This window comes from Curtobacterium sp. PhB146, assembly GCF_004342995.1.
In the GTDB taxonomy this organism is placed as follows: Bacteria; Actinomycetota; Actinomycetes; order Actinomycetales; family Microbacteriaceae; genus Curtobacterium.
The window spans coordinates 1-14351 of sequence record NZ_SMBN01000005.1 but is presented as its reverse complement, the minus strand read 5'-3'; the positions used below and the strand labels follow the sequence as shown (position 1 = coordinate 14351).

16 protein-coding genes are annotated in these 14351 nt (G+C 70.5%); 11 read left to right on the top strand and 5 right to left on the bottom strand.

Annotated elements, in window-relative coordinates; genetic code table 11:
• Positions 1-24: 24 nt before the first annotated feature.
• Entirely contained in the window at positions 25-1338 is a 1314-nt protein-coding gene (locus EDF33_RS17125; protein ID WP_132100683.1) for a hypothetical protein, read from the bottom strand.
• A gap of 382 nt (positions 1339-1720) precedes the next feature.
• Here EDF33_RS17125 and EDF33_RS17120 point away from each other — a divergent pair, with 382 nt between their 5' ends.
• From EDF33_RS17120 to EDF33_RS17100, 5 genes are all read left to right on the top strand, one after another.
• Entirely contained in the window at positions 1721-3016 is a 1296-nt protein-coding gene (locus tag EDF33_RS17120) for an adenylosuccinate synthase (RefSeq protein ID WP_123293844.1), read from the top strand.
• Between the two features lie 2 nt (positions 3017-3018).
• Positions 3019-3579 (top strand): low molecular weight phosphatase family protein, encoded by a 561-nt coding sequence (locus EDF33_RS17115; RefSeq protein ID WP_131847040.1) that lies wholly within the window; start codon positions 3019-3021, stop codon positions 3577-3579.
• 225 nt (positions 3580-3804) lie between these two features.
• Positions 3805-4779: a type II CAAX endopeptidase family protein gene (locus EDF33_RS17110; RefSeq protein WP_132100682.1), complete on the top strand. Its 975-nt coding sequence runs from the start codon at positions 3805-3807 to the stop codon at positions 4777-4779.
• Positions 4766-6073, top strand: a complete 1308-nt coding sequence (locus EDF33_RS17105) for a histidine kinase (RefSeq protein ID WP_132100681.1) — start codon at positions 4766-4768, stop codon at positions 6071-6073. The genes EDF33_RS17110 and EDF33_RS17105 overlap by 14 nt, the downstream gene beginning before the upstream one ends.
• A complete protein-coding gene (locus EDF33_RS17100) occupies positions 6070-6738 on the top strand; it encodes a response regulator transcription factor (protein WP_132100680.1) in 669 nt (222 codons plus the stop codon). Before EDF33_RS17105 ends, EDF33_RS17100 begins: the two co-directional genes overlap by 4 nt.
• 24 nt (positions 6739-6762) lie before the next feature.
• On the opposite strand, the gene EDF33_RS17095 is transcribed toward EDF33_RS17100, so the two are convergent.
• Complete coding sequence (locus tag EDF33_RS17095) at positions 6763-7242, bottom strand: hypothetical protein (RefSeq protein ID WP_132100679.1); 480 nt, start codon at positions 7240-7242, stop codon at positions 6763-6765.
• A 124-nt stretch (positions 7243-7366) separates the two neighbouring features.
• Here EDF33_RS17095 and EDF33_RS17090 point away from each other — a divergent pair, with 124 nt between their 5' ends.
• Together EDF33_RS17090 and EDF33_RS17085 are read left to right on the top strand one after the other, a co-directional pair.
• Positions 7367-8002, top strand: coding sequence for a hypothetical protein (locus EDF33_RS17090; protein ID WP_131881141.1), 636 nt, complete (start codon positions 7367-7369; stop codon positions 8000-8002).
• 207 nt (positions 8003-8209) lie between these two features.
• Complete coding sequence (locus EDF33_RS17085) at positions 8210-8671, top strand: GNAT family N-acetyltransferase (protein WP_131881139.1); 462 nt, start codon at positions 8210-8212, stop codon at positions 8669-8671.
• Here the strand turns inward: EDF33_RS17085 and EDF33_RS17080 are convergent.
• Positions 8626-9723: a BLUF domain-containing protein gene (locus EDF33_RS17080; RefSeq protein ID WP_132100678.1), complete on the bottom strand. Its 1098-nt coding sequence runs from the start codon at positions 9721-9723 to the stop codon at positions 8626-8628. The genes EDF33_RS17085 and EDF33_RS17080 overlap by 46 nt on opposite strands.
• 224 nt (positions 9724-9947) lie before the next feature.
• On the opposite strand from EDF33_RS17080, the gene EDF33_RS17075 reads away from it, so the two are divergent.
• Positions 9948-10673 (top strand): hypothetical protein, encoded by a 726-nt coding sequence (locus EDF33_RS17075; protein ID WP_132100677.1) that lies wholly within the window; start codon positions 9948-9950, stop codon positions 10671-10673.
• A 29-nt stretch (positions 10674-10702) separates the two neighbouring features.
• On the opposite strand, the gene EDF33_RS17070 is transcribed toward EDF33_RS17075, so the two are convergent.
• Entirely contained in the window at positions 10703-11419 is a 717-nt protein-coding gene (locus tag EDF33_RS17070; RefSeq protein ID WP_111086143.1) for a TetR/AcrR family transcriptional regulator C-terminal domain-containing protein, read from the bottom strand.
• A 230-nt stretch (positions 11420-11649) separates the two neighbouring features.
• Between EDF33_RS17070 and EDF33_RS17065 the strand changes: the two genes are divergently transcribed.
• The 3 genes from EDF33_RS17065 (at position 11650) to EDF33_RS17055 (ending at position 13875) form a co-directional block, all read left to right on the top strand.
• Entirely contained in the window at positions 11650-12459 is an 810-nt protein-coding gene (locus tag EDF33_RS17065; protein WP_132100676.1) for a PRC and DUF2382 domain-containing protein, read from the top strand.
• Between the two features lie 105 nt (positions 12460-12564).
• Complete coding sequence (locus tag EDF33_RS17060) at positions 12565-13332, top strand: hypothetical protein (RefSeq protein WP_132100675.1); 768 nt, start codon at positions 12565-12567, stop codon at positions 13330-13332.
• A gap of 102 nt (positions 13333-13434) precedes the next feature.
• A complete protein-coding gene (locus EDF33_RS17055) occupies positions 13435-13875 on the top strand; it encodes a YsnF/AvaK domain-containing protein (protein ID WP_132100674.1) in 441 nt (146 codons plus the stop codon).
• A 35-nt stretch (positions 13876-13910) separates the two neighbouring features.
• On the opposite strand, the gene EDF33_RS17050 is transcribed toward EDF33_RS17055, so the two are convergent.
• Positions 13911-14351 (bottom strand): MarR family transcriptional regulator (locus EDF33_RS17050; protein WP_207906717.1); only part of this gene is annotated, 441 nt, incomplete at its 5' end.

The window sequence follows — 14351 nt, the reverse complement described above, 5'->3', positions numbered from 1 at the left end:
CCCGCTCGGTGGATGGTTCCGGTGTCAGCCGCTGACGACCGGGAGTGCACCCACGGCCGGGGTGCGGCCGGCGGTCGGAGCGGCGCCAGCGCCGGTCTCGGTACCCGTGCCGGTGCCGGTGCCGGTGCCGGGGGTCGCGCCCTGGTCGCCGCCGTCACCGGGGGCCGCTGCCACGGCGGGCAGCGTGATCGAGAACTCGATGTTGCCCTGGCCCTGGCCGCCACCGACCTGGTTGACGCTCAGGTCCTGCTCGACAGCAGCCGAGTCCGAGAAGGTGCCCGTGGTGGACCAGTTGCCGTCGGCGTCCACGATCGTCTGCGGAGCAGCGCGGTTGCCATCGGCGTCCAGCACGTTCACGGTGTCGCCCACGGCGCCGGTCCCGGTGAAGGTCACGGTGCGCGAGTCGACGGTGTCGCCGTCGGTCGGGCTGGTCAGCGAGAAGTTGAAGTCCGCAACCGCGGCTTCGGCGCGAGCCGTGACGGTGACGGAGTCGACCGTCGACAGGTTCGCGCGCTGCTCGTTGATCGTGTAGGTGTGCTCGTCGGTGTCGGTGCCCGGGATCTCGTACGAGATCGTCCAGGTGCCGTCGTCGGCGATCGGGGTGCGGCGGACGGGGTAGCCCACGTCGAAGTTCACCGTGTTGCCGACGGCGCCGGTACCGGAGACCGTCAGCGTGCGGCCGGAGACCGACTGCGACGTGACGGCGAAGGGCAGGACGGCTACTTCGGCGCGAGCCGTGACGGTGACGGAGTCGACCGTCGACAGGTTCGCGCGCTGCTCGTTGATCGTGTAGGTGTGCTCGTCGGTGTCGGTGCCCGGGATCTCGTACGAGATCGTCCAGGTGCCGTCGTCCTTGATGGCGGTGCGCTGCACCGGGAAGCCCACGTCGAAGTTGACGGTGTTGCCGACGGCGCCGGTGCCCGAGACGGTCAGCGTTCGGCCGGAGACCGACTGCGACGTGAAGGCGAAGGGCTTGTCCGTGGCCTCGGGGGCGGCGGTGACCGTCACCGAACCGTCCTGGTTCAGGCCCTTGAGCTGCTCGAACGTGTAGGTCTGCGTCGTCGTGTCCGTACCGGGGATCGTGTACGAGATCGTCCAGGTGCCGCTCGCCGGGATCTCCTGGCGGGTGTTGCGGAAGTCCTCGTCGAGCTGGATGTTCTCACCAGGGGTGCCGGTGCCGGTCACCGTCAGCACGCGGCCGGAGACCGACTGGCTGGTGATGGACAGGTCGGCGGGGTCGGCCATCGCAGGGGAGGCGGCGAAGGTGACGCCACCGACGACGATCGCGGCGCACGCCGGGAGAGCGAGCGCCTTCTTGCTCCAGAGAGCCTTGTTCATCGTTGAACTCTTCTTTCCGTGCTGCATGAGGGCACGACTGTTCTGATGCATCCGGGCGCGCTGCAGCGTCCGGTGGTGCTCACGCGAATCTCGCGCTGGCTGAACGGAGTGGGTTGGACTCCGACGTGACGCCGACAGGGAAACCGACGTCGCGGTGCACGATACGTCGCGCTTCCCGAGATGTTCCGGCCTGGAACTATTTGTCCCCCCTTGTGGGGACGTTCGGTGCGCACCGACGCGTAATGAGGACAATTCACCGACGCGGCGACGGTGCGGGCGACCGTGTCCGATGGGTAGCGCGCGAGTGACCAGCCGATAGACTCGGGTGGACCACCGGCCCGCCTGGTCGCGTGAGGTCCTCCGCCAACGTGAGGAGAACCAGATGCCCGCAGCAGTCATCATCGGAGCCCAGTGGGGCGACGAGGGCAAGGGGAAGGCCACCGACCTCCTCGGCTCCCGCATCGACTACGTCGTGAAGTTCAACGGCGGCAACAACGCCGGCCACACCGTCGTCGTCGGCGGCGAGAAGTACGCGCTGCACCTGCTGCCCTCCGGCATCCTCACGCCCGGCGTCACGCCGATCATCGGCAACGGCGTCGTCGTCGACCTCGAGGTGCTGTTCCAGGAGCTCGACGCGCTGAAGGCCCGCGGCGTCGACACCTCGAAGCTGCTCGTGTCGGCGAACGCCCACCTCATCACGCACTACCACCGCACCATCGACAAGGTGACGGAGCGGTTCCTCGGCAAGCGCCAGATCGGCACCACCGGTCGCGGCATCGGCCCGTCCTACGCCGACAAGATCAACCGCGTCGGCATCCGCGTCCAGGACATCTTCGACGAGAACATCCTGCGGCAGAAGGTCGAAGCGGCCCTCGACCAGAAGAACCACCTGCTCGTCAAGGTCTTCAACCGCCGCGCGATCGACGCCGAAGAAGTGGTCGAGTCGCTGCTGTCCTACGCCGAGCGACTGCGCCCGATGGTCGCGGACACCGCCCTCGAGATCCACCGGGCACTGGAGCGCGGCGACACCGTCCTGTTCGAGGCCGGTCAGGCGACCATGCTCGACGTCGACCACGGCACCTACCCGTTCGTGACGTCGTCGTCGGCGACCGCCGGTGGCGCAGCGACCGGTTCCGGCATCGGCCCGGGCAAGCTCGAGCGCATCATCGGCATCGTCAAGGCGTACACGACCCGCGTCGGTGCCGGTCCGTTCCCGACCGAGCTCTTCGACGAGTCCGGCGAGTTCCTGCGCGCCAACGGCTTCGAGTTCGGCACCACCACGGGCCGTCCGCGCCGCTGTGGTTGGTACGACGCCCCGATCGCCCGGTACACCGCGCGCATCAACGGCGTGACCGACTTCGTGCTCACCAAGCTCGACGTGCTGACCGGGCTGTCGACGATCCCCGTCTGCGTCGCGTACGAGGTCGACGGCGTCCGCGTGGACGAGGTGCCCGTGAACCAGTCGGACTTCCACCACGCGAAGCCCGTGTACGAGGAGTTCCCCGGCTGGACCGAGGACATCACCGGCGCCCGCTCGTTCGACGACCTGCCGAAGAACGCGCAGGACTACGTGCTCGCGGTCGAGGCGATGTCCGGCGCGCGGATCTCCGCGATCGGTGTCGGTCCGGGCCGCGACGCCATCGTCGTCCGGCATGACCTGCTCGGCGCCGGCGCCTGACGATGCGGGTCCTGTTCGTCTGCAGCGGCAACATCTGTCGTTCACCGCTCGGCGCGCAGGTCCTGACGGCGCGACTCGGCCCGGACGCTGCGGCGTTCGTGGTCGAGTCCGCCGGCACCATCGCCGACGACGGTGCCGCGATGGACGGCGCCGCCGCGGCACAGTCCGTCCGGCTCGGCGGTGACCCGTCGGGGCACGGCTCGCGCTACCTGACGGCCGCGATCGTCGAGGAGGCCGACCTGGTGCTGACGGCCGAACGGTCGCACCGCGCGGCCGTGGTGTCGCTCGCACCCCGGGCGACGAAGCGGGCGTTCACCATCAAGCAGTTCGCGCGGGTGCTCGCGGGGCTCGAGCCCGGTGACCTGGCCGACGTGCACTCGCCCGAGGCCCTGGTCGAACGGGTGGCACGCCTGCGCGGCACCGTCCCGCCGCCGGCCGACCCCGCGGACGACGACGTCGACGACCCCTACCGCCGATCCGAGGCGACCCACGCTCGGGTCGCCGACGAGATCGACGCCGCGCTCGCGCTGATCGCCGACGCCCTCCGGGCCGCGCTGCGCTGACGCCGCGCTGCGCTGACCCGCACGGTGCGAGCTCTGTCGTCCGGTGCGAGGTTGGTGGCTCGGTGCGGGGTTGTAGCGGCGCACGGAGCGGTCAACCTCGCACGGGCCGGCGGACACCGCACCGTGCGCCGCGCCGCGCCACCGCCTGCATCCTTCGATGCAAGTCCGGCAGGTGCATCCCGAAGCCGGTCGTCCCGCGACGCCGCAGTTCCTAGCGTCGTGTGCATGACGAACACCACCGAAGTCCGGCCTACCGCCGGCACCACTCCGCAGGAGCGTGGGGGAGTCAGCGGCGTCATCGCCCGGCACCCGCTCGCGTCCTTCTTCACCCTCGCGCTCGGCCTCAGCTGGCTGGCATGGATCCCGTACATCCTGTCGCCGCACGGCATGGGCGTGTGGGACCTGCACTTCCCCGAGGTCCTCGGCTCCGCGCAGTTCGCCGGCGTGCTGCCCGGAGCGCTGCTCGGCCCGTTGGGTGGCGCGTTCATCGTCACCGCGGTCGCCGACGGTCGTCCGGGGCTGCGTCGCTGGGTCGGTCGGCTGTTCCGCTGGCGGGTCGCCTGGTACTGGTACGCCCTGGCGCTCGTCGTCGTGCCGGCCGTGATCGTCGCGTCCGCGCTGCCCTTCGCCGGCGGTGACGTGCGTGCTCCCTCGGCGCTGGCGTTCGCCGCCCTGGTGCCCGGCCTGCTCATCCAGCTGTTCTCGACCGGCCTGAGCGAGGAGCCCGGCTGGCGCGACTTCGCCCTGCCCCGCCTGCAGCACCGCTTCGGTGGGCTCGGTGCGGCTGCGATCCTCGGCCCGATCTGGGCGCTCTGGCACATGCCGCTCTACCTGAGCGACTGGGGCGGGTGGCCGAACGCACACTGGAGCGAGCCCGTGGTCTTCGCCCTGTTCACGATCACGTTCAACGTCGTGATGATCCAGGTGTTCAACAAGACCGGCGAGAGTCTGCCCCTGGCCCTGCTGCTGCACGTCGGCGTGAACAACACGATCTCGACGCTGTTCCCGGAGATGTACCCGAGCATGACCGCCGGCACGCTGATGATCGGCCTGACCATCACCTCGACCGTCGCTGCCGCGGGGCTCCTCGTCGTGACCCGCGGCCGCCTGGGCTACGACCCGGCTCGCCGCGCGCTGCCGATCGACGCCCCGGTCCCCGCCCGCACCCGCCTCGTAGGATCACACGATGGCCTCCGCTGACCCGCGCACGCGCACGTCGCGCGACGGCGACCCGCGCACCCGCGACCGCCGCGTCGACGTGCTCATCGCGGTCGGCACGGCCGTCGTGGCCCTCGGCCTGCTGCTCGGCCTGCCGCCGCTCGACGCCCTCGAGCCGGACGGCCCCGCCCTGGCCATGCGAGTGCCGGCACCGTTGACCGCCGCGTGGACCGTCCTGGCGCTCGGCCTGCTGGTCCAGTCCGCCGCCCTGCTCGCCGCCCGTCGGGCACCACGGACCGTGCTCGTCGCGGTGTCCGCGCTGCCGGTGCTGGTCGCCGCGCTCGCTCCGCAGTCGCTCGACCTGTTCGGCCTCACCGCCCTGCCGGTGGTCGTCGCCGTGGTCCTCGCCGCCCTCCGTGTCCCGCTCGCACGCCTGTGGCCGACCCTGATGGTCGCCGGCGCGCTGGTGGCAGCCGGCAGCGCGGTCCTGTCCGGCGCACTCGGGCAGGGCGTCCTGCAGGCCGTCGGCGCCGTCGGGCTCCCGCTCCTGGTCACCCTGCTGGTGCGCTCCCGCCGCGAGGTCCGCGCCGCCCGCACCGCCGAGGCGAGCGCGGTCTTCCGTGAACAGGACGCCCTGGTCGACGCCGCGGTCTCCCGCGAACGTGCCGCCATGGCCCGCGAGCTCCACGACATCGCCGCCCACCACCTGTCCGGCATCGCCCTGATGGCCGCCGTGATCGACCGGCAGATCGACAGCGACCCGGAGCGCGCGCACGAGGGTGCCCGTCAGGTGCGGGAGCAGAGCACCGCCGTCCTCGACGATCTGCGCCGCCTGGTCGGGCTGCTGCGCGAGGACGTCCCCGCCGAACGTGCGGTCGAGACGGTCGCCGGCATCGTCGACCTGGTCGAGCGTGCCCGGTTCCGCAGCGACGTGCGCCTCGAGGTGCTCGCTGGTGACCACGCGCGCGGAGCGCAGGCGCTGGCCGACGGCGTCGGTCCGCTCGCGCAGCTCGCCGCCTACCGGACGGTGCAGGAGGCGCTGGCCAACGCCGCCCTGCACGCCCCGTCCGCCCCGTGCACGGTCACCGTCGACGACCGCGACCCGACCCGGGTGGTGATCCGGGTCGAGAACGCACGGGCCGCCGCTCCGGCAGCGCCGACCTCACCGTCGGGCGGCAACGGCCTGCGGGGGATGCGCGAGCGAGCGGACCTGGTGGGGGCGAGCCTCCAGACCGGTCCCACCGCCACCGGCGGATGGCTGGTGGAGCTGGCGCTCGGCCGGGAGGCACCTGCCGCAGTCGCGCAGGCCGCCGACGGTGACGAGGTGGTCGCGTGATCCGCGTGCTGGTGGCGGACGACCAGCCGCTGGTCCGGGCCGGGGTGTCCGCCCTGCTCGGCGCGGAGGCCGACATCGAGGTGGTCGGCGTGGCCGCCGACGGCGGCGAGGCGCTCGCGCTGGCGCGCTCGTTGCGGCCCGACGTCGCCTGCCTGGACATCCGGATGCCGGTGCTGAACGGCATCGAGCTCGCGCGGCTGTTCTGCGCTCCCGACGCCGACCCGGCGATCCCGGTGCTGATGCTCACGACGTTCGACCTGGACGACTACGTGTTCGGTGCGCTCGAGGCCGGTGCCTCCGGGTTCCTGCTGAAGGACGCCGAGCCGAACACCATCGTCGACGCCGTGCGGCAGGTCGCCGCGGGGAACGGGACGCTCGACCAGGCCCTGACGCGGCGGGTGCTGCGCGAGTTCGTGTCGCGACGGAGCCTGCAGCCGGTGTCGGGGGACCGGGCCGACGGGGTGCTCACCGCCCGCGAACGCGAGGTCCTGCTGCTGCTCGCGCAGGGGATGTCGAACGAGGAGATCGCGGTCGCACTCGTGCTCGAGGTCTCGACCGTGAAGTCGCACCTGGCGCGGATGCTCCCGAAGCTCGGGGTGCGGTCACGGTTGCAGGCCGTGGTGTGGGCGTACCAGAACCGGATCGTGGCGGTCCCCGAGCCGTAGGGCACGTGTGGTGCGTGCCGGCCGTCAGCCGGTGGTGAGCGGCTCGGCGGCGCCGGGGACGACGAGGCGCCAGACGCTGTCGTCGTCCTCGGGGTCGGCCTTCGTCAGGTAGAGGCGGAAGCGGCCCTCGTCCTCGAGGACGTCGCCGTCGAAGTACTCGACGGGTTCGCCACTCGTCTCGCATTGGTCCGAGGTGCTGATGACCTGGATGGTGTGGCCGGGGTCGTCGCCCTTCGACACGTCGGTGACCGACGCGTCGTAGACGTCGTAGACGCCCTGGAACTCGACGGTGCGGCCGGTCTTGTCGACCTCCGCATCGACGACGAGGTCAGCAGCTGCACGGCGTTCGGCCGGAGTGTCGAGTGCGATGCGCGAGGCACACGCCACGCTCTTCTCCTCGGTGTCCCGGCGGGGCTGGACCCGGCCCTCCGCATCGCACCCCGCGAGCCCGCCGGTGACCACCAGGGCCAGCACCACGACCGGTACGATCCGTCCCCACTGCATGGGATGAGTATCGCTCGCAGGTCGATTGGTGGGAAGTGTCGTGGCCGGAACGTGCTGGTCCGTTTTGCGCGCGATCCCCGTTCGGGGGCTTGGGTGGGACCGGTGTGCCTGGTGGGGTGTATGCATGCACATCGAATCATCGCGCCGGACCTCGGACGATGCTGCCCTCCGATCGGCCGTCGTGGACGGGATGATCACGGCACTGCGGACACGTCCGCTCCACGAGGTGACCCCGGCCGTCGTCGCGGACCACGCCGGCCAGGACGTCGACGTGGTCGAGCGGACGTTCCCCAGCTGGGACGGTCTGCTCCTGGCCACCATCGACCACTGGAACGAGCAGCGCACCGCACCGCTCATGCCACTCGCCGAACGGTTCGGGACGGTGCCGTTCCTGCGTGCGATCGTGACCGCGAACATCGCCGACCCGTCCCTGATGCGCTTCCTCACCGCCACCCTGAACATCGCGGCGTCACCGGAGCACCCGCTCGCGCCGATGTTGCACGCGCGGTGGCGCCGCTTCCACGCCTTCGTGCAGGACTCCCTGCAGCGCGACAGCCTGCTCGGTCGCGAGCCGAGCACCATGGAGCCGTCGCGCGGCGCCGAGCAGCTGCTCGCGACCTACGAGGGACTGCAGCTGCAATCCATGGTGCGCCCCGAGATGGACCTGCTCGAAGCGTTCGACCGGGCAGTCACCCGGTTGCGCGAGGGATGGTCCCGCGAGTACGTCGCCCCCGTGTGGGACCTCGACCTGGTGAGCTGACCCGGACCCACCACAGACCACAGACCACGGACGCTAGGGCGTCCGAGGGCAGACGCCAGCCGTCTGCACGCGCCACCGCTCGATTCGGGTTCGAGCGGAAGCGCGCACACCGTGCCGCCGCTCGATTCGGGTTCGAGCGGCGGCACGCACACCGATCACCCACGGGGCACCCGCGACGACGCGGCGCCGGGCGAGGAACACACCACGATGCAGCACCTGACGTTCTCGGTCGCGGCCGAGCCCTTCGACCACGAGGACGCCGTCCGGCTGCGCGCCGCGGCGCGGATCGAGGTCGACCGGATCTACGGCCGCCCGGCCGACCGTGGCCGTCCGCTGACCGAGGCGACCGCCGCCGTGCACGTCATCGCCCGCGACCCCTCCGGTCTGGCACTCGGTAGCGCGTCGCTCAGTGCCGCGGGAGACGGGGTCTTCGAGATCCGGCGGCTGTTCGTCCGACCGGACTCCCGCGGGCAGGGCGTCGGCGACCTGCTGGTACTCGAACTGCTCGCGCAGGCCGAAGAGCTGCAGGCGCCGGCGGTCGTCGCCGAGTTCGGCGTGCTGCAGCCGCACGCCGCCGCGCTGTTCAGCCGGAACGGGTTCGTGCGGATCCAGCCGTTCGGGCCCTACCGCGACGACCCTGAGTCGGTCTGCTTCTCGCGGGCGTTGTGATCGCCCGTGCCCTCGACCGGGATCTCGAAGAGGTCCGTGTGCCGGTAGTCCTCGGCCCACCCCCGCCGCAGCCGTGACGCCGCACGGTCGAAGGACGCGATGATGTCGAACCCCTCGATGAGGAGCGACTGGATCCGCAGACCGTCGTAGAGCGCGAGGAGCTGCTCGGTGGCACGCGCGGGATCCATGGTGGCCGGTTCGCGACCGACCCGGATGTCCCGCTCGAGTGCTTCCCGGACGGTCCGACGGAACCGGAGGTACAGGGTGCGGTAGTACTCCGCGCCCTCGTGCCCGGGGTCGGTGCTCGAGGCGAGCGTCGAGGCGAGCAGTCGCATCAGCGCCGGTTCCTCCGAGTACGCCACGACCAGCGCGTGCAGGTAGGCGACGGCGCCGTGCGTGTCCGCGATCGGCCGCAGGGGCCGTGACACGGAGCTCGACCACCGGTCGACCGTTGCCGTCAGCAGGCTCTCGCGGGTGGGGAAGTGGGTGCGCAGCTCGTCGACGGTCATCTCGGCCCGGGCGGCGACGGTGTCGACGTCGACCTGCTCGACCCCGGTGTCGTGCAGCGCCGTGATCGTCGCGTTGACGATCCGGGTGCGCAGCTCGATGCCGTCGTCGCCGTGCTGGTTCGTCAGCGGCGCCAGGGGGTGCTTCCGGAACCACTCCAGCAGGGCCGTCGCGCGGGACGTCCCTGTGGCGGGGTCGGGCGCGTGCCCGTCGGCGAAGAGGTCGAGGAACCCCGGGATCTCCTTGATCAACGGGTCCGCCGGTTGGAACGCCATCGACCACTCCGGGAAGGACCGCGTCGTGACGGTGTCCGCGGCGACCTGGCGCACGTTGGTGTGACGGGGGTCCTGACGGATGCCCTCGAACCGTTCCCGCACGACCTCGTCGTCGCCCTCGATGATGCCGATGCAGTTGCTCCCCTGGTGGGCGAGGATCCCCGTGATGCCCAGCTGCAGGTTCTTCTCGCGACCGACCACCAGGATCTCGGCGAGTTCCTCGTCCGTGACCGGTCGGCTCATCGTGCTCACGTACACCAACGACAGCATGTGGCCCCTGTTCCTCGAAGCGAGCTTGTGTTCCACACAGTGGCGCACACCTGCCCCGATGGCAAGGCGTGCCGATCGCGTCGCGCTCCGCCTGTCGTCTGTGGCCCGTGGCCGGCGCGCAAGGTGGATGGCGCGGTGTCCTGGCGGTGGGCCGCTGCCTACGCTGGAGGAACCGGACACCGACCGGGTCCCGGTCGGTGAAGGTGCTCGGAAGAGGTGGGGCAGTGTCACGGACGAAGTCGTTGCGCCGCGCTGCGTTCAGCCTCCCGTCGCGCAGTGCGCGCGTCGTCGAGTTCGTGTTCCGTCGCCTCGACGCGACCGGGGACTTCTACCCGCACGACGCGATGGAGGGCACGGTGCCTGGCCCGGACCCGGATCGCGTGGTGTTCATGGGTGAGCGGGGCGAACTGTCGCTCGGCGTCCGCACCCACGAGGTCTCGCTCCCCGCGTTCTTCGCTCGGCACCGGGCAGCACGGACCGCGCGCGGCGTCTCCTGGAAGATGCTCCCCGCACCGTCGGCGAGTGTCCGGGAACTCCCATCCGTCATCGCCGCCCACCGCGAGGACCTGGGGCGGTGCGACCTCGTCGTCGTGTTGGTCGGCATCACGGATGCGCTCCGGGTCCTGCCGACGAGGGTGTGGGAACAACGCGTCCGTGACACGATCGCTGCCCTGCGCGAGGTGGTGCCCGTGGATGCCGAGGTCGTCATCGGTGAGATCCCACCCCTCGACAACGCCGGGAGTCTGTCCCGGCCGGCTCGGCTCGCAGCCGGGGTGCACGGTCGTCGCCTCAACGCGCGGACTCGACTCGTCGTCGAAGCCTGTCCACGGGTGCGCGCAGTCGGGTTCCCGGACGAGCTGACGCGGTCGGTGTGGCGGCCCGAGTCGGACGAGCACCGGTACCGCGACACGTACAAGGTGTGGGGTGGGCACCTCGACGCCGACTCCTGACGGCCGCGTCGCCGGACCGCGATCGCGGGTCATTGCGACAGTTCGCGGTCCAGTCGGTCGAGGAGTGCCTCGAGGGAGACCTCGAACTCCTCGTCGCTGCGGTCCTCGCTCAACAACGTGCGGAGTCGGCGGACCTCCGGTGCGACGTCGAGGGACGTGTTGCCGTCGCCCTCGGGGATGGCGGCGCCTCCTTCGTCGAGCGGTTCCTCGGCTGGGCCTGCTTCGGCACCGCTGACCACTGACTGCAGGAGGAGCTGGCCGAGCAGGAAGCTGCTGAACGCTCGGTACGCGTTGACCGCCTGGGCGTCCGTGAAGCCGTTCCCCGTCAGCGCGGTCAGGAACGTGTTGACGACCTCGACGCTCCGCAGCGGCGGGCGGAGCCAAGGGGCTGCAGGGTGGCGGGTCGCCACCAGCGGGAACGCCTTCGGGTGGTCCGTGGCGATCTGCCGGACGGCATGGGCGACCGTTTGCAGGAACCCTTGCCAGTGTGCTTCCTCGGCCTCGGTGAGCTGCGAGGTGAGATCCCGCATCAGTGAGGCGACGACGCCTTCGAGCAGGTCTTCCTTCCCGTGCACGTAGCGGTACAGGGACATCGCCTCCACGCTGAGCTCCTGCGCGAGTGACCGCATGGACAGTCCCTGGGGACCTGACCGATCGATCTGGTGCAACGCGGTCTCGACGATGAGGTCACGGCTGAGCCTCGGTGCGTTCGTCTCGGAACGGTTCGCCCTCGATCGTGCTGCCACGGCTGATCTCCCTGCCGATCCGCGGTTCGTGGCTGACAACGGGCGCTGCGCCGAGTTCGCGGCCGACAAACCCACGCTATCGCGACTTACGATGTAAGCTCCCGCTGGGCTTACGCCGTAAGTCCACGAGGTGGTGGTCTCCGCCGATCGAGCGGGCCGTGCGCCGCCGTCACCTCGGATCCACTCCGCATCGAACCCCAGGCGACCTGCCGGGGAAGAGGAGCACCACCATGATCGACAGCAGCAGCATCAACGACCTCACGGGCGCCGACGTCTACGGGAGCGACGACGCCAAGATCGGCACGGTCGGCCAGGTCTACGTCGACAACGACACCCAGGCTCCGACCTGGGTGACGGTGCGGACCGGGCTCTTCGGCACCTCGGAGTCGTTCGCACCCTTGAACGACGCGACGTTCGAAGCCGGCGCCGTCCACGTCGCCTACGAGAAGTCCTTCGTGAAGGACGCTCCGCGGGTCGACGCCGACGGGGCGCTCAGCGCGGACGAGGAGCAGTCGCTCTACTCCTTCTACGGCAACCCGTCGAGCGCGTCGGCGGATGCGGGTCTGTACGACCAGGACGCCGACCGGAGCACGGACTCCGCCGACGTCCAGGGACACGACGCGTCCGGTCCGACGACGGACGACGCCATGACCCGCTCCGAGGAGCGGCTGCACGTGGGTACCGAGCGGATCGAGTCCGGCCGTGCCCGTCTGCGCAAGCACATCGTCACCGAGCAGGTCACCAAGACCGTACCCGTCAGCCACGAGGAGGTCACCCTCAGCCGCGAGCCGATCACCGATGCGACCGCTGACGATGCTTTGTCCGGGCCCGCACTGAGTGAAGAAGAACACGAGGTCGTGCTCACCGAGGAGCGCGTCGTCACCGCCAAGGAGACGGTCCCGGTCGAGCGCGTCCGGCTCGGCACCGAGACCATCGCCGGCGAGCAGGAGGTCACCGAGGACGTCGCGCACGAGGAGATCGTCCTCGACGACACCGCCGTGACCGACGAGACCATCGCGGACCGCGACGCCCGTTCCTGATCGTGCTGGGCGACGGTCGCTCGGCGACAGCCGAACGCCCGTCGCCAGCACAGGACGTTTTCTCTGCGCCCTGTCCACCCGACCCTCACCCGAAAGGCTCACCCCATGGACTTCCCCGCCGCTCTGCAGAACGGACTGGCCGCGGTCATCGCGTTCGTCCCGCTCGCGTTGCTCTTCCTGCTCATCCTCGTCGTCGGCCTGATCGTCGCGAAGCTCATCGAGAAGGGGCTCTCGCGTCTCCTCACCAAGGTCGGCTTCGACCGTGCCGTCGAACGTGGGGGCATCAAGAAGGCCCTCGCGAACTCGAAACTCGACGCCTCCGACATCGTGTCGAAGATCATCTACTACACGCTGGTGCTGTTCGTGCTCCAGTTCGCGTTCGGCGTCTTCGGGTCCAACCCGGTGAGTGATCTCCTCGCCGGCATCATCGGGTTCCTGCCGAAGATCATCGTCGCGATCATCATCATCGTGGTCGCCGCGGCGATCGCGGCCGGAGCGAAGGGCCTGATCCAGAACACGCTCGGTGGTCTCTCCTACGGCAAGCTGCTGGGCAACATCGTCGCGGTCTTCATCGTCTTCATCGGAGCGACCGCGGCGTTGAACCAGATCGACGTGGCCACCTCGGTCACCACCCCGATCCTGATCGCGGTCCTGGCGATCATCGCCGGCGTCGTCATCGTCGGAGCCGGCGGCGGACTCATCAAGCCGATGCAGCACCGCTGGGAGGCGATCCTCGAGAAGGGCGAGGCCGAAGCCCCGAAGATCCAGCAGCACGCCCAGCGTGCGCCGTCCGTCGTCGAGCAGGCAGAAGAGGCTGCCGGGAAGGCCAAGCGAGCTGCCTCGCCGACGACCAGCTCCCATCGCTCGAACTGAGCGAGCCCTGTGTGTCGGCCCCGCTCACCATGGGCGGGGCCGAGGGCCATCCCCGCGCTCCCGTGTTCGCTCGGGACCGTGCCCCCAGCATCGGAGAAGACCATGACCTCTCGCCACGCACCGCGCGACGCTCCGGGTGGTGACGACCGGACGGACCAGTTCGACGTGGTCCGACGCGAAGAGCGACTCGTCATCGGCACCGAACGCCACGCCATCGAACGGGTCCGGCTCGAGCGGGTCATCGTCACCGAGCAGCGGACCATCACGGTGGACGTCAGTCACGAGGAGATCCGACTCGTCCGTGAGCCGATCGGCGGCGCGGTACCGGTGTCGGCCGGCACCACGGACACCGTCCACGAACCGATCGTCGTGGTCCTCCGCGAGGAACAGATCACGGTCTCGACAGCAGTCGTCCCGGTCGAACGCGTCACCCTGACGACCCACACCGTCACGGAGGAGCACCGCGTCGAGGCGGGGCTCCGGCGGGAGGAGATCGACATCGTCACGTCGCACCGTCGGGCCGGAGGAGCTCCACTCCCGTGAGTCGCGTGGGGGACGCGTGAGGGAGTCGGTCGTCCTCAGTCGACGCTGGCTTCGCGGAAGGCGTGCGACACGCGTTCGGTGAAGTGGATGAACACATCCGTGCTCTCCGGCGGCAAGGACTGCCGGAGTGCCCGGCGGTAGGCGGCCCGGAGCGTCCCGACCACCGCGAACCCGTCGGCGCTCAGCTCGATCCGCACGCTCCGGCGGTCGTCCGGGTTGCGGACACGATCGAGCAGGCCTCGCTTGGTCAGACGGTCGAGCAGGGCGGTGACGGCTCCCGTCCCCATCTCCAGGTACCCGCCGAGTTCCTTCGGCGTGCGGTCGTCGTCGACCGCTCCGAGGAACTTCAGCGCGCGGAGGTCGACCGGGTTCAGGTCGTGCGTGACGGCGAGGTGCTGCATCAGGTGCGCGTGCTCGACCTGAGCGCTGTAGAACGCGGCGACCGCCTCGTCCAGCAGTCGATCCTGGTCGGCGTC